The organism is Arthrobacter sp. 260 (assembly GCF_013116745.1).
GTDB lineage: Bacteria > Actinomycetota > Actinomycetes > Actinomycetales > Micrococcaceae > Arthrobacter_D.
On sequence record NZ_JABFOE010000001.1, the window covers coordinates 185575 to 207759 of the forward strand.

The 22185-nt window shown below is 62.9% G+C and carries 17 protein-coding genes; 14 read left to right on the forward strand and 3 right to left on the reverse strand.

The features are described 5' to 3' along the window. Positions 1-101: 101 nt before the first annotated feature. The 4 genes from HMI57_RS00890 (at position 102) to HMI57_RS00905 (ending at position 6746) form a co-directional block, all read left to right on the forward strand. The gene (locus HMI57_RS00890) at positions 102-1829 is read left to right on the forward strand and encodes a glycosyl hydrolase family 18 protein (protein ID WP_171584018.1); all 1728 of its coding nucleotides are present in this window, start codon (positions 102-104) and stop codon (positions 1827-1829) included. A 339-nt stretch (positions 1830-2168) separates the two neighbouring features. After that, positions 2169-3947: an ABC transporter family substrate-binding protein gene (locus HMI57_RS00895; protein WP_171584019.1), complete on the forward strand. Its 1779-nt coding sequence runs from the start codon at positions 2169-2171 to the stop codon at positions 3945-3947. 211 nt (positions 3948-4158) lie between these two features. Then, positions 4159-5700 carry an ABC transporter permease gene (locus HMI57_RS00900; RefSeq protein ID WP_171584020.1) on the forward strand — a complete coding sequence of 514 codons (1542 nt, stop codon included), beginning with the start codon at positions 4159-4161 and terminating at the stop codon, positions 5698-5700. Then, a complete protein-coding gene (locus HMI57_RS00905; protein ID WP_171584021.1) occupies positions 5697-6746 on the forward strand; it encodes an ABC transporter permease in 1050 nt (349 codons plus the stop codon). The genes HMI57_RS00900 and HMI57_RS00905 overlap by 4 nt, the downstream gene beginning before the upstream one ends. Before the next feature lie 64 nt (positions 6747-6810). Here the strand turns inward: HMI57_RS00905 and HMI57_RS00910 are convergent, their stop codons facing one another. Then, positions 6811-7440, reverse strand: a complete 630-nt coding sequence (locus HMI57_RS00910; RefSeq protein WP_171584022.1) for a PH domain-containing protein — start codon at positions 7438-7440, stop codon at positions 6811-6813. An 80-nt stretch (positions 7441-7520) separates the two neighbouring features. Here HMI57_RS00910 and HMI57_RS00915 point away from each other — a divergent pair, with 80 nt between their 5' ends. From HMI57_RS00915 to HMI57_RS00950, 8 genes are all read left to right on the forward strand, one after another. After that, positions 7521-9344 carry an ABC transporter ATP-binding protein gene (locus tag HMI57_RS00915; RefSeq protein ID WP_171584023.1) on the forward strand — a complete coding sequence of 608 codons (1824 nt, stop codon included), beginning with the start codon at positions 7521-7523 and terminating at the stop codon, positions 9342-9344. Positions 9345-9533: 189 nt separating this feature from the next. Then, the gene (locus HMI57_RS00920) at positions 9534-11315 is read left to right on the forward strand and encodes a BCCT family transporter (protein ID WP_171584024.1); all 1782 of its coding nucleotides are present in this window, start codon (positions 9534-9536) and stop codon (positions 11313-11315) included. A gap of 221 nt (positions 11316-11536) precedes the next feature. Continuing rightward, the gene (locus HMI57_RS00925; protein WP_171584025.1) at positions 11537-13165 is read left to right on the forward strand and encodes an ABC transporter substrate-binding protein; all 1629 of its coding nucleotides are present in this window, start codon (positions 11537-11539) and stop codon (positions 13163-13165) included. Positions 13166-13292: 127 nt separating this feature from the next. Then, the gene (locus tag HMI57_RS00930) at positions 13293-14219 is read left to right on the forward strand and encodes an ABC transporter permease (RefSeq protein WP_171584026.1); all 927 of its coding nucleotides are present in this window, start codon (positions 13293-13295) and stop codon (positions 14217-14219) included. Position 14220: 1 nt separating this feature from the next. After that, the gene (locus HMI57_RS00935; RefSeq protein WP_171584310.1) at positions 14221-15204 is read left to right on the forward strand and encodes an ABC transporter permease; all 984 of its coding nucleotides are present in this window, start codon (positions 14221-14223) and stop codon (positions 15202-15204) included. Next, positions 15201-16913, forward strand: a complete 1713-nt coding sequence (locus HMI57_RS00940; RefSeq protein WP_171584027.1) for an ABC transporter ATP-binding protein — start codon at positions 15201-15203, stop codon at positions 16911-16913. Before HMI57_RS00935 ends, HMI57_RS00940 begins: the two co-directional genes overlap by 4 nt. Positions 16914-17128: 215 nt before the next feature. Continuing rightward, positions 17129-19045 carry a translational GTPase TypA gene (gene typA, locus HMI57_RS00945; RefSeq protein WP_171584028.1) on the forward strand — a complete coding sequence of 639 codons (1917 nt, stop codon included), beginning with the start codon at positions 17129-17131 and terminating at the stop codon, positions 19043-19045. 177 nt (positions 19046-19222) lie between these two features. Beyond that, complete coding sequence (locus tag HMI57_RS00950; protein WP_171584029.1) at positions 19223-19597, forward strand: hypothetical protein; 375 nt, start codon at positions 19223-19225, stop codon at positions 19595-19597. 2 nt (positions 19598-19599) lie between these two features. Here the strand turns inward: HMI57_RS00950 and HMI57_RS00955 are convergent, their stop codons facing one another. Together HMI57_RS00955 and HMI57_RS00960 are read right to left on the reverse strand one after the other, a co-directional pair. Then, positions 19600-20094: a winged helix-turn-helix domain-containing protein gene (locus HMI57_RS00955; RefSeq protein ID WP_171584030.1), complete on the reverse strand. Its 495-nt coding sequence runs from the start codon at positions 20092-20094 to the stop codon at positions 19600-19602. A gap of 143 nt (positions 20095-20237) precedes the next feature. Next, positions 20238-20468, reverse strand: coding sequence for a hypothetical protein (locus HMI57_RS00960; RefSeq protein ID WP_216607031.1), 231 nt, complete (start codon positions 20466-20468; stop codon positions 20238-20240). 116 nt (positions 20469-20584) lie between these two features. On the opposite strand from HMI57_RS00960, the gene fdxA reads away from it, so the two are divergent. Then, complete coding sequence (gene fdxA, locus HMI57_RS00965) at positions 20585-20911, forward strand: ferredoxin (RefSeq protein ID WP_171584032.1); 327 nt, start codon at positions 20585-20587, stop codon at positions 20909-20911. Continuing rightward, complete coding sequence (dapC, locus tag HMI57_RS00970; protein ID WP_171584033.1) at positions 20908-22062, forward strand: succinyldiaminopimelate transaminase; 1155 nt, start codon at positions 20908-20910, stop codon at positions 22060-22062. Before fdxA ends, dapC begins: the two co-directional genes overlap by 4 nt. The last annotated feature ends 123 nt before the right edge of the window (positions 22063-22185 follow it).

Below are 22185 nucleotides of genomic sequence, written 5' to 3' on the forward strand. Positions count from 1 at the left end.
CTGCCCTGCGACGTGGATGAAAGAGCACCGCAATCCCCTCCATCCAGTAGCCTAGAAGAGCCGCTGCCTGCCGGTGCTGGTCTCACATGCCGGAGGAAAGAATGAAACGAGTGCGCCCGCGCCGATCCCCACGGATCGTCGCCCTGGCCGTCGTCGCCCTGCTGGGAATCAGCGGGATCGCCGGCTGTTCCTTCGAGGGTTCCCCGGAGGGGTACAGTCCCGACGATGCTGACACCGCCCCTGCTCTCATTAACGGGTACCGGACCGTTGGCTACTTCCCTCAGTGGGGGGTCTACGGGCGCCAGTACACGATGAAAGACCTTCAGGACTCGGGTGCTGCCGGCAACCTGAGCCACATCAACTATGCCTTCGGCAACATCCACCACGAGACCCTCACCTGTTTCCAGGCGAACAAGGCTCAGGAAAGCGGCCCGAATGGTTCGGACGGCGCATCCGATGCCTGGGCGGACTACGGCATGGCCTACGACGCCGCCACCTCGATTGCCGGCACACCGGACACGGCAGAGCAACCGCTGGCCGGATCATTCAATCAGCTGCGGCAGTTGAAAGCAGCCAACCCGGGGTTGCGTGCGGTGATTTCGCTCGGCGGATGGACCTGGTCAAAGAACTTCTCCCGCGCCGCAGCGACCGACGAATCCCGGAAAGCCCTCGTCAGCTCCTGCATTGACCTGTACATCAAGGGAAATCTCCCGGTTATCGAGGGCAGGGGAGGGGACGGCGCCGCGGCTGGCCTGTTCGACGGCATCGACATTGACTGGGAGTGGCCGGGCACCGACAAGGGGCTCGAAGGGAACGGGGTGGACGCCGAGAACGACGCCGAGAACTTCCGGCTGCTGCTGCAGGAGTTCCGGAAACAGCTCGACGCCTACGCCTCGACCACCGGCGCCTCCTACTCCCTGAGCGCCTTCCTGCCCGCAAATCCAGTGGTAATCGAAGCCGGCGGTTGGAATGACCCAGCACTGTTCGAGTACCTCGACTTTGGAAACATCCAGGGCTACGACCTCTGGGGGACCTGGGAGCCGGGTCTGACGGGACACCAGGCGAACCTCTTCGACGACCCGGACGATCCACGGGAGGACGGTGAACGTTTCTCAGTGGACCGGACCGTGAGCGCTTATCTCGACGCCGGAATCGATCCCGCCCAGTTGGGTCTTGGCCTCGCAGCGTTCGGCAGGGGCTGGGTGGGCGCTGACTCCGCCGATCCCTGGGGTGCAGCTACCGGCGCGGCACCGGGTGGCGAGGAGCCCGGCCTCGAGGACTACGACGAACTGCTTGAAGTGGGCGAGGAGTTCACCGACTCGACCCTGGGTACGGCCTGGCGGTTCGACGGCGACCAGTGGTGGAGTTACGACAACCCCGAAACCGTGCGGCTCAAGAGTGACTACATCCTGGAGCGGGGGCTTGGCGGTGGAATGTGGTGGGACCTGGCAGGCAACCGGGACGGTTCGCTCTTCGCGGTGCTGTCCGATGAACTGCTTAATGCTCCCGGTGGCCCAGCCCGTGACCGGGTAATGCCCGAGCCAACAGCGCAGCCACCCAGTCCGACGTCCACACTCGGCACGCCGACGGAGGCCCAGGATCAGGCGGCCCAGGGCGCGCCGGCGCCGGGCACAGAACCGGACTCCGCCCCTTCGCTGTCGGCAGATGAGGCCTCAGACCTTCCACCCGTACCGTGGGACGAAAACGAGGTCTACACCGAGGGCCGACGCGTGGTCTTCGAGGACAGGGTGTACCGGACCCAGTGGTGGACACAGGGCGATGTTCCTGGCGCTGAGCAATGGGGCCCGTGGCGGCAATCGGGCGACTGAACGGCTCCCGGGCATCCCTTATATAGGGGTGTCCCAGGGATGAGTTGAATGAGACCTTATATAAGGGATGAATTAGCCCTGTTGTGATTGAACTGAACCGCCCTCAAGCACCTTCGCGCACCTGAGGGAAACAACTGGGAATCAGCTGTGTGATCGCTGGAAATAAATTTGGTTGCATCTCGGTAACAACCCGGTTGCGATGAGGGTTAAGACACCTGACGGCAACAATTAGCACTTAGGCTTCTAGTCATGTGAGGCACGCCACTCCTCTCGAGGGGGCGTGTCAGCTCTTTGTAAAACCACATTGAGCTATTTCCAGAACATGAAATAGGAGGCGGAATGCGTTTCGGACGTACTTCCAAAGCTGTGGGAGTCGCGGCAATCGCTGCACTTGCACTCAGCGCCTGCGCCAGCACAGACAGCGGCGAAGGCAATTCTGACCCAGACGCGAGCGGTGACACCGGCGCCTCAAGTGGCGGCGTAGTCAGCGTTGCCGAGGTAAACCCGTTTACCTCGTTCAACTCAGACAGCGCCACAGGCAATGTGGACATCAACGGCAAGGTCAGCTACCTGACCAAGTCGGGGTTCAACTACATCAACGACCAGCTTGAGGTTGTTCCCAGGGAAGAGTTCGGATCCTACGAGGTCGTCTCCGAGGATCCCCTGACGGTCACCTACACAGTGAACGAGGGTGTTGCCTGGTCCGACGGCGAGCCCATCGACGGTGGGGACCTCCTGTTCTCCTGGGCCGTCAGCTCCGGCTACTTCGATGATGCAGACGCCGAAGCGGAAACCGGCACCACGTACTTCGCTGCGGCGAGCACCGCTGGTCTGGATCTGTCCCTCCTCCCCGAACTGGGTGAAGATGGCCGTTCAATTACCATCGAATACACCGAGCCCTACGCTGACTGGGAAATCGCCTACGGCGTGATTGACACCCCAGCCCACGTGGTTGCCACCCAGGCCGGTCTGGCCGACGAAGATGCCCTGATCGAACTCATCCAGAACACCCCTGAGGGTGACCCGGAGGATCCCCAGGAGCGTCCCGAACTGCAGTCCGTTGCCGATGTCTGGAACACAGCGTTCGACACCACCACCCTGCCTGACGATCCAGCCATGTACCTGTCCAGCGGACCGTACATCGTTGACGCAATGGTTCCCGACCAGTCGATGACCCTCGTCAAGAACGAGGACTACAACTGGGGCCCCGAGACCCAGCTCGACGAAATCACCATCCGCTACATCGGCGACGCTACTGCCCAGGTCCAGGGCCTGCAGAACGGCGACGTCGACGTCATCCAGCCACAGGCATCCGCCGACACGCTGGCGTCACTCGAAGCCCTTGACGGCGTCAACATCTTCGAAGGCGACGAGCTCTCCTTCGACCACCTTGACCTCAACTACAGCGGTGTCTTCGAAGACGAGAACGTTCGCAAGGCGTTCATGATGACGATCCCACGCGACGCCATCGTTGAATCAACCATCCGTCAGCTCGACCCCGAGGCTGATCACAGGGATTCACACATCTTCGACGTCGGCACCCCCGGCTACGAAGCTGCGACTCCCGTAAACGGCTCGGAAATGTACGACGAGGTTGACATCGAAGGCGCCACCGAACTGCTCGACGGTGCTACTCCTGAGGTCCGCATCATGTACAGCGTTGACAACCCCAACCGCGTTGACGCCTACACCCTCATCGCTGAAAGCGCCGAGCAGGCAGGCTTCGTGGTTGTCGATGGCGGTCTCCCCGGCAACGAGTGGGGCGCAGCCCTTGGTACCGGCACCTACGACGCAGTCATCTTCGGCTGGGTCAGCACCGGCGTCGGCGTCACCGGCGTTCCGCAGCTCTACGGCTGTGGTTCGGCATCCAACTTCAGCGGATTCTGCGATGAGGAAGCTCAGGCCGCTATGGACGAGCTGATCGTCACCACCGATGAAGCCGAGCAGCAGGAACTCCAGACCATCGTCGACACCCGTCTGTTCGACACCGGTTACGGCCTGCCACTGTTCCAGTCGATCGGCATCAACGCCGCCAGCGACTCCATCGAAGGCGTCGGCTTCAGCCCGACCCAAGAAGGAATCTGGTGGAACTTCTGGGAATGGACAGTCGCTGAGTAACTCGGCCACACCCACGACCTAATGTGCTAGATCCGAAAGCGCTGGGGCCGGACCACTGGCCCCAGCGCTTTTCTAGTGCCTGAAGTACCCCGAAGTCGTGCCGAGGTAAGCGATTGGGATCTCCCAAATATCGGCTACCTGTTAGGTGCATTACACTTTTGCCACAACGCCGGGTGATCCCCGGAACCTTAACATTGAGGTTATAAACACTATGGTGACCTACATCGTCCGGCGCTTAGTTGCCGCCGTGCTCATCCTGCTGGGCGCATCCTTCATCGTTTACATGCTGACCGCAGCATCAGGCGATCCGTTGGCCGACCTGCGCGAGAGTAACGTCCCCAACCGGGACACACTCATCCAGCTGCGGACAGACCTCCTGAGTCTGGACGTCCCCGCCCCTATCCGGTACTTCGAATGGCTGGGTGGCGCAGCGAGTTGCCTCATCCCCTTCGCCGCGACCTGTGACCTCGGCAGCAGCATCGCCGGTATTGAAGTAACCCAATTGCTCGCACGGGCGATGGGCCAGACCATCCTCCTGGTCACCGGCGCCACCGTACTGGCGATCCTCATCGGTATCTCGCTGGGCATCATCACCGCCCTCCGGCAGTACAGTGGCCTGGACTACGGCGTGACCTTCATGGCCTTCCTCTTCTTCTCCCTCCCTATCTTCTGGGTGGCGGTCCTGCTGAAGGAATACGGGGCCATCGGTTTCAATACGTTCCTTGCCGATCCCAATATTTCCCTCACCGCCATCGTCATTACCAGCTTGGTGAGTGCGTTCATCTGGTATCTGGTGGCACGTGGAACCCTGAAGAAGCGGCTGATCGCAGCCGCCGCCGGGTTCGCGTTCGCAGCTGCCATCCTCTTCTTCCTTGACATCACCCAGTGGTTCAGCTCCCCAGGCTTCGGCCCAGTGGTGATTGCCATTGCCGGCGTCGGTATCGCCTACGGCATTACCCTCCTGACCGCAGGGCTCAAGAACCGCAAGGCCCTGTACTCGGCGCTGATCACCGTCGGAATAGGCCTCATCGCCTACTTTGCAGTCCAGCCGCTCCTGGATCTGGCCACCCCACTGATGATCGTCATTCTGGCCATCGTTACTGTGCTGGTCGGTGTGGCAGTCGGCTACTTCATGGGCGGCTATGACCGGCGTCAGAGCATGAACGCAGCCGGGCTGACAGCGTTCCTCATGGGATTCACTATCCTGCTCGACCGCTTCATGCAGTCCTGGCCGCTGTACTCGGACAACAACCGGATCCGTGGCAGGCCAATCGCCACCCTCGGTTCGTCTACTCCCAACCTTGACGGCGACTTCTGGATCATGGGTATCGACACGTTCACCCACCTGCTGCTTCCGACCATCGCCCTCATGCTGATCTCCCTGGCTGGCTACAGCCGCTACTCCCGCGCCTCAATGCTGGAAATTATGAATCAGGACTACATCCGCACCGCCCGGGCCAAGGGCCTGGGGGAGCGCACAGTGGTCATGCGGCACGCCTTCCGCAACGCACTCATCCCGCTGGCCACCCTTGTAGCGTTCGATATCGGCGGCCTGATTGGCGGCGCCATCATCACCGAGCAAGTCTTTGCCTTCAGCGGTATGGGCCAACTCTTTATTGGTGCTCTAGGGCGCGTTGATCCGAATCCCATCATGGGAGTCTTCCTGATTACCGGCATCCTGGCCCTCGTCTTCAACCTCGTTGCAGACCTGGTCTACTCGGTACTTGACCCACGAGTGAGGGTAAAAGCATGAGCACGAGAGCAGAGAACAAGAAAAAGCGGACCCCGGCGAAGGACGACTCGATCGGCCTGAGTCAGGGTCAGATTGTCCGGAAACGGTTCTTCGGCAACTCCGCAGCCGTCGTCAGTATGGTCGTCTTTGTCTTCGTGGTCCTCATGGCCTTCACCTCGATCGGGTACGCAGGAATTCCGGGCTGGTGGAAGTGGAACTACGTTCAGACACTGCCGTTGGCTACCCCCAACGGCGCGCCCACCTGGGTCCTGCCGTTCGACTTCGGCGATCACCCCTTCGGACAGGACCGCGTCGGTCGCGACCTGTTCGCGATGACCATGCGGGGTACCCAGTTGTCCCTGATCATCATGTTTATCATCGGGATCCTTGGAGGCATCCTCGGGGTCATCATCGGTGGAGTCTCCGGCTACTTCCGCGGCTGGGTCGAATCCGTGCTGATGCGCTTCACTGACGTCATCATCGTTATCCCGCTGATCATCCTGGCCGCCGTCCTGGGCAGCGTGGGCAACAACCTCACCGGGAACGGTACGTTCCTGCGGACCATTATGGGCGGCAGCGCTGGAGTGATTCTGCTGGGCGTCTTCGTGGGACTCATCATCTGGACCGGCCTTGCTCGACTGGTCCGCGGCGAATTCCTCTCCCTAAGGGAGCGCGAATTCGTCGACGCGGCCCGGATCGCCGGTGCGTCCGATACGCGCATCATCTTCAAGCACATCCTGCCCAATGCGGTCGGAGTCATCATCGTCAACACCACGCTGGTGATGGCTTCGGCTATCCTGCTTGAATCCGCGCTGTCCTTCCTGGGCCTCGGCGTACGGGCTCCTGACATCTCGCTGGGCAGCCTGATCAGCGACAACCAGCAGGCGTTCAACACCCGCCCCTGGCTGTTCTGGTGGCCGGGTCTCTTTATCATCCTGATCTGCCTGTCGATCAACTTCATCGGTGATGGACTTCGCGATGCGTTCGATCCCCGGCAGAAGAAGTTCAATGCCAAGAAGGCAGTGCACTCAGGCGACATTTCCGATCCCAGCCGTCCCGAGGCCTAAGGTGCCCGGACGCAGGGTTCACCCGGTGGGTGCGGCAGCGGCACAATTGCGCCGTACCCACCGGTTACACCAGGGAGAAAGCGATCACATTGGCGGCGATCAGCGCAATAGCGCACCCGATCGCAATCCAGTGGAAGCGGGACGTGGCAACTGTTGTGTCAGTGGCGTCGGCGTCAACCAGGCCGCCGTCGACCAGCGTCGCCCAATGGGTGCGCACCAGGAAGGCTGCCGCTCCCGAATCCGTGTTCTTCAGGTCTCCCGGCCGAATCGATTGGGCCGGACCGTAAGTGGATTCGGGGAGTCCCTGAACGTGCTCGGGCTTGCCCCGGTGGGTACCCCAGACACCGGGCGCTGGCGCCGCCCACGCGGTATGGCTGCCACGGGGAGTGACCAGGGTCAGGGCGAACTTTGTGTCGACATGGATGAGCGCCGCCCACGGCACCGAGATGGATCTCAGCGGGTTATTGAGCGTGACCGCATCGTCGGCGACGACTACCGACGGATACCAGAACAGCAACCAGCCGAAGTAGGCCAGGGCGAGCAGGGGCCACGCGGACACCAGGCCCTCGACGCCGTCGCTGACAACGGACAGCACAATGCCAATCCCCGCCAGCACCCAGGTCAGGGACGCAAACCACTTGCCGAACCGGGGTTTGAACACAACGGGGCTGGCGACATCACTCGGGCTACTCATACCCATATAGTTTCAGGATTCCGGGCCAGGCCACTAATCACCAGAATGTGGCAGGCCACGGGCGGAAGGAAAGCAGAATCATGACCGACGGCGTCATCATCAACTCGGACTCAGGGCAGACCCCACGCAGCGACGTGCCGGTGCTGGAGGTTAAGGGCCTCAGCGTTGACTACGGTGTGGACAAGGTCTGGGTGCCCGCTGCCATTGACCTCAACTACGAGGTCAGGGCCGGTGAGGTATTGGCAATCGTCGGTGAATCGGGTTCCGGCAAGAGCGCCAGCTCGATGTCCCTGCTGGGGCTGCTGCCCGAGAACAGCCGTACCTCCGGCAGCGTCAAGCTCAATGGCAAGGAAATCCTCGGCCTGACGGGGAGCAAACTTCGCCAGATCCGCGGCCGCGACGTCGCAGTGATCTTCCAGGAGCCGATGACGGCCATGAACCCGGTCTACACGATCGGTTTCCAGATCGTCGAGACCATCCGGTTGCACAACGAGATTTCACCCGAAGAGGCGAAAGAGCGTGCCCTGAAGCTGCTGGACATGGTTGAACTGCCGGATCCGGACAAGGCCTTCAGGTCCTACCCGCACCAGCTGTCCGGTGGGCAGCGGCAGCGCGCCATGATTGCCCAGTCGCTCTCGTGCGACCCGAAACTGCTGATCGCTGATGAGCCCACCACGGCTCTCGACGTAACGGTCCAGGCGGAGATCCTCGATCTGATGCGCAACCTGCGCAGCAAGCTCAACAGCGCCATTGTGCTGATCACCCATGACATGGGGGTCGTTGCCGACCTCTCCGACCACATTGTGGTGATGAGCAAAGGCAGGATCGTCGAGGCGGGCACCGCAGAGCAGATCTTCCACAACCCGCAGCACGAGTACACCCGCAAACTCCTCGCGGCGGTGCCCCACCTCGGGCAGGGCGGAGATGGCACCGAGGAAGTCGACGTGACCGCTGCGCTGGCCGCCGCCACCCACGCCGAGTTGCGCGCGGTGGACCACGACGAGCTCATGCGCCGCGAGCGCGACAATCAGGCCAAGCTCGACGAGGCGGAACGCGCTGCTGACACCTCGCGGGGAGCAGCAGTCCTCAAGCTCACTGACGTAGCGATCGAGTACCCCAAACAGGGCCGGGTCCCTGCATTCCGCGCAGTGGAAGGGGCGAACCTCGCCATTTACCCGGGAGAGATCCTCGGTCTGGTGGGGGAGTCGGGGTCCGGAAAGACCACGATCGGCCGTGCCGCGGTGGGCCTCCTGCCCGTTGCGGAAGGTTCCCTGACCGTCACGGGCAAGGAGATCTCCAACGCCAGCCGCAAGGAACTCTTCGAGTTGCGCCGCAACGTGGGGATGGTCTTCCAGGACCCTTCCTCCTCGCTGAACCCCCGCTTGCCCCTGGGTGAGAGCATCGGGGAGCCCATGTTCCTCGCGAAGGTAGCGAAGGGTGCTGACCTGCAGAAGCGGATCGAGACCCTCCTCGACCAGGTGGAACTGCCGCGTGCCTACCGCAACCGGTACCCCCATGAGCTGTCCGGCGGCCAGAAGCAGCGCGTAGGTATTGCACGGGCGCTGTCCCTGAAGCCCAAGCTGCTGGTCGCTGATGAGCCGACGTCGGCGCTCGACGTCTCGGTGCAGGCCACCGTGCTGGAGCTGCTGAAGAACCTGCAGCAGGAACTTGGTTTTGCCTGCCTGTTCGTCACCCACGACCTCGCCGTCGTCGACCTGATGTCCGACCGCATCTGCGTGATGCGGCGCGGCAAGATTGTGGAGCAGGGCACCCGGGACCAGATCCTTCGTCGGCCGCAGGATCCGTACACCCAGCGCCTGCTGGCAGCGGTGCCACTTCCCAACCCGGAGAAGCAACGCGAACGCCGCGAGCTGCGGGCGAAACTCCTGGCCTCAGCCGAGTAATCCACTCGAAATGCCGCTGACAACGGCGGTCCATTCCCTACCGGAATGGACCGCCGTCGTTCATGTGTTAAGCGGGACCTTATGCATTAGTAGCTTTACTTCTGTAGTGTGGAGTAGGCCCTACTGCCTAATCGGCGGTGTGTCAATGGTCATTCTCCATGAAAACGCTATGAATGAGGAGTAACTCGAATGTCCCTCAGGTCCGGAAATCCGGCAACCGATAGTCCACCCGGCGAGCCAGACGGCCACCCCACGGAAGGAAAACCGCAGCCGGCCTCGCGCCTGGCGAAGTCAGTGTTCTATCCGGCTGCTGCGCTCATCGTGGTGTTCGTGGGCTTCGCCCTCCTATTCCCCTCTACGGCAGCCGAGGTCTTCGGCACTATCCAGACGAACGTCATCAGCGGGTTCGGCTGGTACTACGTGGCAATCGTCGCCATGTTTGTGGTGTTCTCCCTCTGGGTCGGCCTGAGCCGCTTCGGGGATATCCGGCTCGGTAAAGACGAGGATCGTCCCGAGTTCTCACTGATGTCCTGGTTTGCGCTGCTTTTCGCGGCTGGCATGGGCATCGGTCTGGTGTTCTGGGGTGTCGCCGAGCCGCTGAACCACTTCGCTGCTCCGCCTCCCGGCACCGAGGGCACCGGCATTGAGCTGGCCCAGCAGGCCCTCACCCAGACCTTCCTCCACTGGGGACTGCATGCGTGGAGCATCTACGTTGTGGTGGGGCTAGCCATTGCCTACGCGGTGCACCGCCGCGGCCGCCCGATCTCCATCCGCTGGACCCTTGAGCCACTGCTGGGCGACAAGGTCAAGGGCAAATGGGGCGACGCGATCGACGTCGTCGCGCTCGTCGGCACGCTCTTCGGTGTAGCCACTTCCCTCGGACTGGGAGTGCTCCAGATGTCGGCTGGTCTTGATACCGCCAACATTGTCGAGGCAACCAAGTTCACTCAGGTCGGCCTGATTCTTTGCATCACGGCGCTGACCCTGGTGTCGGTGATTTCCGGTGTCGGCAAGGGTATGAAGTGGCTCTCCAACACCAACCTGGTGCTGGCCGGCGTCCTCTTGCTGTTCATCCTCTTCACTGGCCCCACTCTCTTCCTCCTGCGGGAGTTTATTCAGTCGATCGGTAACTACCTGCAGAACGTCGTCGGGCTGACCTTCGACACCCTGGCCTTCGCCGGAGCCGACGGCGAAGCCTGGCAGTCCGCCTGGACCACCTTCTACTGGGGCTGGTGGATTTCCTGGGCCCCGTTCGTAGGGATCTTCATTGCCCGCATCTCCAAGGGCCGCACCGTACGCGAGTTCGTTGCCGGCGTCCTGCTGGTGCCGACCATGCTCACCTTCCTGTGGTTCTCGGTCCTCGGCGGATCAGCCCTCTACCGCGAACTGTTCGGCCAGGGCGGCCTCGTGGGCGAAGACGGAGCAGTGGATACCAACAACGCCCTGTTCGGGCTACTCACCGAGCTACCCGGTGGGCCCATCCTGCTGATCGGCGCGATCATCCTGATCGCCATCTTCTTCATCACCTCCGCTGACTCCGGTGCCCTGGTGATGAGTATGATCTCCACGGGCGGACACCCGGACCCGAAGAACTGGGTCCGTGCCTTCTGGGCCGTCGCCGCAGCATCAGTGGCGATCGCACTCCTCCTTGTGGGGGATGACGGTCTGGCCTCGATCCAGACCGCCGCGATCCTGACGGCGCTGCCGTTCAGCGTGGTGATGATCTTCATGTGCATTGCGACAGCGAAGGCGTTCCACGACGAGCACCAGCAGTTCCTGCGCGCCCAGCGGCGCCAGGCCCGCAACGCCCTCGCCGACCAGGTCACCGATCAGGTCAGCGAGAACATGTCCGATCGGATGGATCAGCAGATCCAGGATCAGCTCAAGGACTATCATCTCGAGGAAGCCCCGGCCTCTACCGGCACCAACTCCGCCCGGCGCTGGAAGCTCTCCCGCTCGAAGAAGTCCTAGACTCCTCCGGGCAATCCTGCGGCTTGATTTAGCACAGGAAGCACCTGCGGTCCGTCCCTCCGGGGCGGGCCGCTTTTGCGTGCCACCGCACGTTCGGTTTCGTCAGGCAACTTCAGAGGCCTAAGCTTGTCCACTGTGAGCCAGGACATGTACAACATCGTGCTGGCTCAAATCCGGGCGGAAACATCGATCCGGTCTACCAAATTACACAAGGAGGCGGAATGCGTTTAGCGCGTATTTCCAAGGTTGTTGGCGTTGCATTGACTGCGACGCTGGCATTAAGTGCATGTGGTGGCAGCGGCGAGGATGCTGCATCCAACACCGATCGGCCCATCGTGGTTGACGGCGTTGAGCCACAGAACCCACTGATCCCTACCAGCACCAACGAGGTGGGCGGCGGAGCAGTAGTCGACCTGATCTTCTCCGGTTTGGTCAGCTACGACGCTGATGGCGTGTCCCAGAACGAGATGGCCGAGTCCATCGAAACCGAGGATGCACAGAACTACACAATCACCCTGGCAGAGGGTAAGACCTTCACCAACGGGGAGCCTGTCACGGCCCAGTCCTTCGTCGACGCCTGGAACTATGGCGCAGCGGCGAAGAATGCCCAGCTGTCGAGCTACTTCTTCGAGAGCATCGAAGGCTACGACGAAGTCAGCGCCGAAGGATCCGAGCTCGAGGAAATGTCGGGCCTGACAGTGGTGGACGAGCGCACCTTCACGGTTGCCCTGAGCCAGCCCGAGTCGGATTGGCCTCTGCGCCTCGGCTACAGCGCGTTCTCCCCACTGCCCGAGGTTGCCTTCGAGGACTTCGAAGCCTTCGGCGAGAACCCGATCGGCAACGGACCCTACAAGTTCGCCGCCGAGGGTGCCTGGGAGCACAACCAGCAGATCGCGCTCGTCCCGAACGAGGACTACGACGGCCCGCAGGCCGCGCAGAACGCTGGCGTCACGTTCAAGATGTACCAGAATGGCAGCACCGCCTACCAGGACCTCATCTCGGACAACCTCGACGTCCTGAAGACCGTGCCTACTTCCGACGTGCAGAACTTCAAGAATGACCTGGACGACCGCTGGCTGGAATCCCCCTACGCGGGCAACCAGACCATCTCCATCCCTTACTACCTCGAAAACTGGGACGGCGAGGACGGCAAGCTGCGCCGCCAGGCAATCTCGATGGCGATCGACCGGGAAGAGATCACCACGGTGATCTTCAACAACGGCCGCACCCCAGCCACCGAATTCACCGCCCCCGTGCTTGAGGGTTACAACGACAGCCTGCCCGGCAGCGAGAACCTCGAGTTCAACCCTGAGCGCGCGGTAGAGCTGTGGGAAGAGGCTGAAGCCATCGAGCCCTACGATGACTCCGAGCCACTGACCATCGCCTACAACGCCGACGCCGGGGACCACCGCACCTGGGTGGAAGCAGTCGTTAACGGGCTCAAGAACAACCTGGATATCGAGGTGAGCGGTCTGCCGTTCTCCACGTTCGCCGAGTTGCGCACCAACGCCACCGACAAGACCCTGACCGGTGCCATCCGCACCGGCTGGCAGGCAGACTACCCTTCCCTGTACAACTTCCTTGGACCCATCCACGCCACTGGCGCCGGATCCAATGACTCCGTGTACGAGAACCCCGAGTTTGACCAGGCCCTCTCCGATGGTCTCGCGGCGGACTCCGTCGAGGCGGGAGCCGAGGCCATGAACAAGGCGCAGGAAATGCTCCTTGAGGACCTCCCCTCCATCCCGCTGTGGTACCAGGTTGCCCAGGGCGGCTGGAGCCAGAACGTCGACAACGTCGAGTTCGGCTGGAATGGCGTTCCCCTGTACAACGCCATCACCACCAAGTAACACCGAACAACTGATGGGGTCCTCTCCGGAGGGCCCCATCAGTTTGCTCCAAATCCAAAGGTCCACAACAGATGAATAAGCTTCAACAGCGTTCCGTGGGGACGCTCTCCTCCGGGGGTGTTGCCTGATGTCCTGGTACATCATCCGGCGCGTTCTTCAACTGATTCCCGTCTTTATCGGTGCCACCCTGCTGGTCTACTTCCTGGTTTTCAGCCTTCCCGGTGATCCCACCGCCGCCATCTGTGGCGAGCGGGGCTGCACCCCAGCCGTCGAGGCAGCATTGCGGGAGCAGTACAACCTGGACCAGCCGTTCTGGGTGCAATACTTCCTCTTCATCAAGGGCGTTCTGACCTTCGACCTCGGCGTCAACTTCGCGGGTCGGGAAATCGCCACGATCATTGCCGAAGTCTTCCCCACCACCGCGCGGCTCGCCATCATGGCCCTCGTGTTCGAGGCCGTCTTCGGTATCCTGTTCGGCCTCATCGCCGGACTGCGGAAGGGAAAGATCTTCGACTCGACCATCCTGGTCGTCTCCCTGGTCGTCATCGCGGTTCCCATTTTCGTTCTCGGGTTCCTCATGCAGTTCATCGTCGGCGTCAAGCTCGGGTGGGCCAGCCCCACAGTGAGCGGCGCGGCGCCTTTCAACGAACTGATCCTGCCCGCCGTCGTGCTGGGACTGGTTTCCTTCGCCTATGTGCTGAGGTTGACCCGCACCAGCATCATCGAGAACGTGAACGCCGACTATGTGCGAACCGCTACGGCCAAGGGCCTCTCACGGCGCCGCGTGGTCACGGTGCACATCCTGCGCAACTCGATGATCCCCGTCATCACCTTCCTTGGCGCCGACCTGGGCGCCCTGATGGGTGGCGCGATCGTCACGGAGGGCATCTTCAACGTGAACGGAGTGGGCAACACGTTGTACCGCGCCGTCCTCAACGGTGAAGCCCCCGTCGTGGTGGCAATCGTCACCGTTCTGATCCTGATATTCTGCATCGCCAATCTGGTGGTGGATCTGCTGTACGCATGGCTTGACCCGAGGATTCGATATGCCTGACATGGAAAACACACCCAAACGCGTGGTCGCACCCAAGCAACCTGCGTACCCCATCGAGCACTTCGTTGCCGACGCCGAGGACACCCCGGTTGTAGCCACCGACAGTGCAACCACTGACGATGCACCGCGGAGCCAATGGAGCGAAGCGTGGCGCAACCTGCGCCGCCAGCCCCTGTTCATCCTGAGTGGCATCCTCATCCTGGCGGTCATTTTTGTGGCCCTGTTCCCCGGGATCTTCACCAACGAACCACCCAACGAGAACTGCCTGCTGGCCAACTCCGGTGGCGGTCCCGCTCCCGGGCATCCCCTCGGCTTCACCCAGCAGGGCTGTGACGTGCTGTCCAGAGTGGTTTACGGAACCCAGTCGTCGCTCATGGTGGGAATGTTCTCCACCCTCGGTGTCCTCCTGATCGGCGGCGCCATCGGCGCCATCGCCGGATTCTACGGTGGCTGGATCGATGCGATCCTCGCCCGTCTGGGAGACATCTTCTTCGCGTTGCCCCTGATCCTGGGCGCCATCGTCGTGGTGCAGCTGCCCTTCTTCCGGGAGAACCGCAGCGTGTGGACGCTGGTGGTCATTCTGGTGACCTTCGGCTGGCCACAGATTGCCCGCATTACCAGGGCGTCGGTGATTTCGGTCAGGAACGCCGACTTCGTCACCGCGGCGCGCTCACTGGGTGTCTCACGGTTCTCGGCCCTGCTGAAACACGTGATCCCCAACGCGTTGGCGCCGGTAATTGTGATTACCACGATCTCCCTCGGTACGTTCATCGTCGCCGAATCGACGCTGTCCTTCCTGGGCATTGGCCTGCCACCCGACGTCATGTCGTGGGGAAATGACATCTTCTCGGCGGAACCCACGGTGCGGACCAACCCCATGCCGTTGTTCTGGCCAGCCCTCGCGCTCTCACTGACGGTGCTCAGCTTCATCATGCTGGGCGACGCGCTGCGGGACGCACTCGATCCAAAGGCCCGGAAGCGATGACACACACTCCAGAAAACACCGGGGCAGAACCCATCCCGGCGCAGCCGCTCCTTGAGCTGCGCGACCTCGCGATCACCTTCACCACCTCACAGGGGGACGTGGAAGCGGTCAAGAACGCCCGGCTGACCATCATGCCGGGCGAGACCGTCGCCATCGTGGGGGAGTCGGGGTCGGGCAAGTCCACCACCGCCCTCGCGGCGATCGGCCTGCTTCCGGCGAACGGCCGTGTGTCCGGCGGACAGGTACTGTTCGACGGCGAGGACATCACCCATGCGGACGAGAAGCGGATCGTGGAACTGCGAGGTTCATCCATCGGGATGGTCCCCCAGGACCCCATGTCCAACCTGAACCCTGTCTGGAAAATTGGTTTCCAGGTCAAGGAAACGTTGCGGGCCAACGGCCTGCCCCACGGGAAGAAGGACGTGGCGCAGGTGCTTGCGGAGGCTGGCCTCCCCGACGCCGAGTCACGCGCCAACCAGTACCCGCACGAGTTCTCGGGCGGTATGCGGCAACGCGCACTGATCGCCATCGGCTTGTCCTGCAGGCCCCGCCTGCTGATCGCCGATGAGCCGACGTCGGCCCTGGACGTAACAGTCCAGCGGCAGATCCTCGACCACCTGGACAGCATGACCAGGGACCTCGGGACGGCGGTGCTGCTGATCACCCACGATCTGGGACTGGCCGCAGAACGGGCCCACAAGGTGATCGTCATGTACAAGGGGAAGGTGGTGGAAGCCGGTCCAGCGATGGAACTGCTCACCAACCCGCGGCACGCCTACACGCAGAAACTGGTTGCGTCGGCGCCGTCCCTGGCCTCCCGGCGGATCGAATCCGCCAAGAAGCTGGGCGTGGCGACCACCGAGGTGCTTGCACCCGAGGAGCCCGCCGCGGTCGGCGGAGCCGTCGACAAGGTCATCGAGGTCAAGGATCTGACGAAGGTCTTCAAGATCCGCGGCAGCTGGGGCAAGTCGACCGACTTCAAAGCGGTCGACGGGGTTTCCTTCTCCATCGCACGCGGGACAACGACGGCGGTGGTCGGCGAGTCCGGCTCCGGCAAGTCGACCGTCGCGCGGATGGTGCTGGGACTGGAACCTGCGACGGGAGGCAGCATCGACTTCGACGGGGTGGATATCACCACCCTGAGCCGGAAGAAGATGTTCGACTTCAGGCGCCGGGTGCAGCCGATCTTCCAGGACCCGTATGGGTCGCTGGATCCCATGTACAACATCTTCAGAACCATTGAGGAGCCCTTGCGGGTGCATGGGATCGGGGACGCGAAGTCCCGGGAGCAGAAGGTCAGGGACCTGCTGGAGCAGGTGGCACTGCCCGCCTCCATGATGCGCCGGTTCCCCAACGAGCTCTCCGGCGGGCAGCGGCAGCGGGTGGCCATTGCACGCGCGCTGGCCCTCGACCCTGAGGTAGTGATCTGTGATGAGGCAGTTTCGGCGCTGGACGTCCTGGTCCAGGCGCAGATCCTGAACCTCCTTGCGGATCTGCAGGCCGAGCTCGGTCTGAGCTACCTGTTCATCACTCACGACCTGGCAGTGGTCCGGCAGATTGCTGATCACGTGTGCGTGATGGAGAAGGGGAAGCTGGTGGAGCAGGGGTCAACTGACGACGTCTTCGACCACCCGCAGACCCCCTACACCCGGGCACTGCTCGACGCGATTCCCGGGGCTGGCCTGGTGCTCCCTCCGGGTGCCGCCTAGCGCCACCTGCTGGTCATCGACCGGTTCGACGGCGGCTCGCTCCCTGGGGGTGGGCCGCCGTCGTGCGTCACGGTGACCGGCGGTAGAGCTGTGATTTTGACCCGAAAAGGTCCCCGCGTTAGGGCATTTTTTCCTGAGAGCTTAGACTGGTACAAGCAGGCGCCGTCCTCATAACGCTAGATTCCCCTCAAGATTACTGAATTGAGTCATTACGCATGTCTGAAACCACAGGCAACACAGCTGTTCGCAGCGACCTCCGCAACGTTGCCATCGTGGCCCACGTTGACCACGGAAAGACCACCTTGGTTGATGCCATGCTCCGGCAGACCAATTCCTTCGCAGCTCACGGCGACGTGGCTGACCGGGTCATGGACTCGGGCGACCTTGAGCGCGAGAAGGGCATCACCATCCTCGCCAAGAACACCACCGTGTTCTACAACGGCCCCTCGGCCAAGGGTGAGACCATCACCATCAACGTGATCGATACCCCTGGCCACGCCGACTTCGGCGGCGAAGTGGAACGTGGGCTGTCGATGGTTGACGGCGTCGTCCTCCTCGTGGACGCCTCGGAAGGCCCACTGCCCCAGACCCGTTTCGTGCTGCGTAAGGCGCTTGCCGCGAAGCTCCCCGTCGTGCTGCTGGTCAACAAGACCGACCGTCCCGACTCGCGGATCGACGAAGTGGTCAGCGAATCCATGGACCTTCTCCTGGGCCTTGCCTCCGACCTCGCCGACGAAGTTCCGGACCTCGACCTGGACTCAGTCCTGAACGTTCCCGTGGTGTACGCCGCGGCCCGTGAAGGCGCAGCCTCCCTCGAGCAGCCCGCCGACGGCACCGTTCCCTCGAACGACAACCTCGAGCCACTGTTCCAGACCATCATCGAGCACATCCCAGCACCCCGGTACAACCCTGAAGGCGTGCTGCAGGCACACGTGACCAACCTGGACGCCTCGCCGTTCCTCGGCCGTCTCGCCCTGCTGCGTATCTTCAACGGCACCCTGCGCAAGGGCCAGACCGTTGCCTGGGCGCGTCACAACGGTGAAATGAAGTCAGTCAAGATCACCGAACTGTTGGCCACCCGTGCCCTCGATCGCGTGCCCACCGATTCCGCCGGGCCAGGCGAGATTGTCGCCGTCGCCGGTATCGAGGACATCACCATCGGTGAGACCCTGACCGACATCGACAACCCTCAGCCGCTGCCGCTGATCACCGTCGACGATCCGGCCATCTCGGTCACCATCGGTATCAACACCTCGCCCCTCGCGGGCCGGGTCAAGGGCGCCAAGGTCACCGCGCGCCAGGTGAAGGATCGCCTGGACCGTGAACTGATCGGTAACGTTTCCCTGAAGGTTCTCGCCACCGAGCGTCCTGACGCCTGGGAAGTCCAGGGCCGTGGCGAGCTCGCGCTGGCCATCCTGGTCGAGCAGATGCGCCGCGAAGGCTTCGAACTGACCGTCGGCAAGCCCCAGGTTGTCACCCGCATGGTTGATGGCAAGGTCCACGAGCCGATGGAGCACATGACCATCGACGTCCCCGAGGAGTACCTGGGTGCTGTCACCCAGATCCTTGCGACCCGCAAGGGCCGGATGATCAACATGTCCAACCACGGCACCGGCTGGGTCCGGATGGAATTCATCGTTCCCGCCCGCGGCCTCATCGGTTTCCGCACCAAGTTCCTCACTGACACGCGCGGCGCCGGTATTGCTTCCTCCTACTCCGAGGGCTACGAGCCCTGGGCGGGCGACATCGAATACCGCACCAACGGCTCGATGATCGCTGACCGCGCCGGAGTTGTCACCCCGTTCGCCATGATCAACCTGCAGGAGCGCGGCTCCTTCTTCGTGGAGCCCACCTCCGAGGTGTACCAGGGCATGATCGTCGGCGAGAACTCACGTGCGGACGACATGGACGTGAACATCACCAAGGAAAAGAAGCTCACCAACATGCGTGCGGCTTCCTCGGACACCTTCGAGAACCTCACCCCTCCCCGCAAGCTCACGCTTGAGGAGTCGCTGGAGTTCGCCCGCGAAGACGAGTGTGTCGAGGTGACTCCTGAGTCGATCAGGATCCGCAAGCTGATCCTCGACGCCAACGAGCGGATGCGCGCAGCCCGTTCACGCGCCCGCGTCTAGGGTCCGCTGACGTTGCAGGATCCTCCTCCGGCTCTGACTGACGACGACGCGCGGCGCCCTGCCGCCGTCGTCGTCGGTCGTCCGGGGGGCGCTACCCCTGGCGACCGTCCACGGGGGAACCCCGTGCGGCGTCCTGCTTCTCTCTGGCTTTCCCTTGCGGGTTCGGTTGCTGTCGGAGTGGTTGCAGCCATTCTGGGGACCGCGCTGCATGCACAGGGTTGGGAACTGGCAGGAGTGACGGTGCCCCTGGGGGCCCTGGCTGCTGTCGCCCTGGTCGGGAGCACAGCTATATTCGCCGCGGTAGCCGCCCGGAACGTGTACCTGAGTCCCGTGGTCGGTGGAGTGGCCTACCTCGTGGTGGGCTGGTTTGCCGCCGTCGAGACCTACCCGCTGGTCCTGACCGATACAGGAGCGGATCCGGCGTTGCCCGCGGCAATCGCTGGAAGTATCTGGGTTTTTGGAGTGGCCGTCGCAACGGTCCTTGCCACGCTGGTGTCCTGGTGGGCGCTACGCCCCCGGCGGTCCAGCCGGCTTCGCGCTGTGAAGCTCTGAGCCTAGTCGGCGCTGCGGTCCAGATGGTGGGCCAGCATGATCGAGGTTGCGGTGCCATCGGTGTCGGAATCACGCACCGCGTATTCTTCGAGGATTTCCCGGATCCGGCGCATCATCTCGGTACGGTTGTCCTCGTTGAGTCGCACTCCGAGGCGCCAGACATCAATTTCGGACGGGTTCAGACCGTCAATCTCCTGCAGGAACGTCTCCACCAGCACGGGTGCCGCATTGGGAATCCTGCTGCGCCACGACAAACCTGTCGCGCGGTAGGGGATTTCCTTGGCTCCGCGGTTGCCGGTGCGGGGCTCTTCGGCGGCGAGGAATCCGGTGGCCAGCAGCGTGCGCACGTGGTGCAGTGCGGTCGCCGGGTTGAGGTCGAGGATTTCGGCGATTTCCTTATTGGTTCTGCCCTTGTGGAGGCATAACCGGAGGATTCGCAGTCTAACGGGGGAGCTGAGCGCACGGCCCCGCGCCTGTACGTCCTCATCAGTATCCATACCTTAAATGATACGTCAGACTGCCCCAGTGATTGACATTTTCCAATCACTGACCGCCGGTGACTGCGTCACATTTCGGTGCGTATGTCCCACGGATCGGGCGGGTTCACTGGGACCTTACTGGCTCCAGATCGGCTACCGGGCTAGAACCGTCGGGGGCGGCGTGGCGGCGGTGGAGGTACGGGCTTCGCCGCGGTCACCAGGTCCAAATTGACGACGACGTCGCCATGCCGGCGGGTGCGGACCGTGCAGCTAACGTTGTCGACGTGCACCAGGTCGCCCAGCGCGTCCGTCAGTCCACCGTCGATGCGATACCGCACCACCACGCGGGTACCCACGGGAAGGTGCGTCAGCTGCTGTGCGGGGGAGTCCATTCTGTTCATCGTAGTGGGCAGGGTCATAGTGCGCGTGGTGGAGGCGATGCGGCAGCACCCGGCCGTTGCGTTAAGCTGGAAACGGAACCAAAGCCCCAACTGGAAAGGCGTGGGAAGTGACCTACGTAATCGCACAGCCGTGCGTGGATTTGAAGGACAAGGCCTGCATCGAGGAATGCCCCGTAGATTGCATCTACGAAGGCGAACGGTCCCTCTACATCCATCCGGATGAGTGCGTCGACTGCGGCGCCTGCGAGCCGGTGTGCCCGGTGGAAGCCATCTACTACGAGGATGACACCCCCGACCAGTGGGCCGAGTACTACAAAGCCAACGTCGAGTTCTTTGACGACATCGGCTCCCCGGGCGGAGCCGCGAAGCTGGGGAACATCGGCAAGGACCACCCGATCATCGCTGCCCTTCCGCCCCAGACCCACGACGTATGAGCGTCCAGGGCGGCAACCGGCAGTTCGGGATCGCCCTCCCGGATTACCCCTGGGATGCGATGGCGCCCTACGTGGCGATGGCAGGCGAGCACCCTGAGGGTGCAGTCAACCTGTCGATCGGCACCCCGGTGGATCCCACGCCCGCCGTCATCCAGGACGCCCTGACAGCTGCTGCTGACGCGCCCGGCTACCCGACCACCCACGGCACCAACGAACTCCGGACGGCAATCAGCGACTGGTTCGCCCGTCGCAGGGGAGTCCACGGCCTGGACCCGGCGAACATTCTCCCGACCGTCGGCTCCAAGGAGCTCGTCGCCTGGCTTCCCACCCTCCTCGGGCTGGGCGAGGGCGACGTCGTCGTTCGCCCGACCGTCGCGTATCCCACCTACGACATCGGTGCGCTCCTGACCGGCGCCACAGCAGTGGCAGCCGACGACCTCTCCACCCTGGATGACGACACCCGCGCACGGGTGCGGCTGGTGTGGGTCAACTCGCCAGCGAATCCGACAGGTCACGTGTTGTCAGCCCCCGAGCTGGAGCGGATCGTCACTGATGCGCGGGCGCTCGGAGCGGTCGTCGCATCGGATGAATGCTACGCGGAGCTGGGCTGGGGCGACTGGGACAGTGCGCGTGGCGGCGAGGCAGTACCCAGTGTGCTCGACCCCCGCGTCAATGGCGGCGACCACACCAACCTGCTGGCCGTCTACTCGCTGAGCAAGCAATCCAACATGGCCGGTTACCGTGCGGCGTTCACCGCCGGCGACCCGGATCTGATCGCGAACATGGTCAACTCCCGCAAGCACGCCGGAATGATCGTGCCCTTCCCGGTTCAGGCCGCCATGCGCGCCGCCCTCGGCGACGACGGCCATGTGCAGGCCCAGAAGGACCTCTACCGGCTGCGCAGGGAACAACTGATTCCGGCGCTCCGGCATTTTGGGCTGGAAATCCAGGACTCTGCCGCCGGCCTGTACCTGTGGGCGACCGCGGGGGAGGACACGTGGGCCACAGTCGAACGGTTCGCCCGGCTCGGTATCATCGTGGGGCCCGGCACCTTCTACGGCGACGCCGGCCAAGGGTTCATCAGGGTGGCCCTGACCGGTACTGATCAGGGCATTGCGGCGGCGGCGGCGAGGCTCACCGCCGCGCCGTAGGCCTGCAATAAGCCGGACCGGGCTGGCGGATTAGCGCTGGGGGTGCCCCTAAAGGTAGCGTTTTAGTTGAATGTGCTGTCGGTGCCGTAGAGCCAATCCATGCCCCACTCCTAGAGGAGAGTT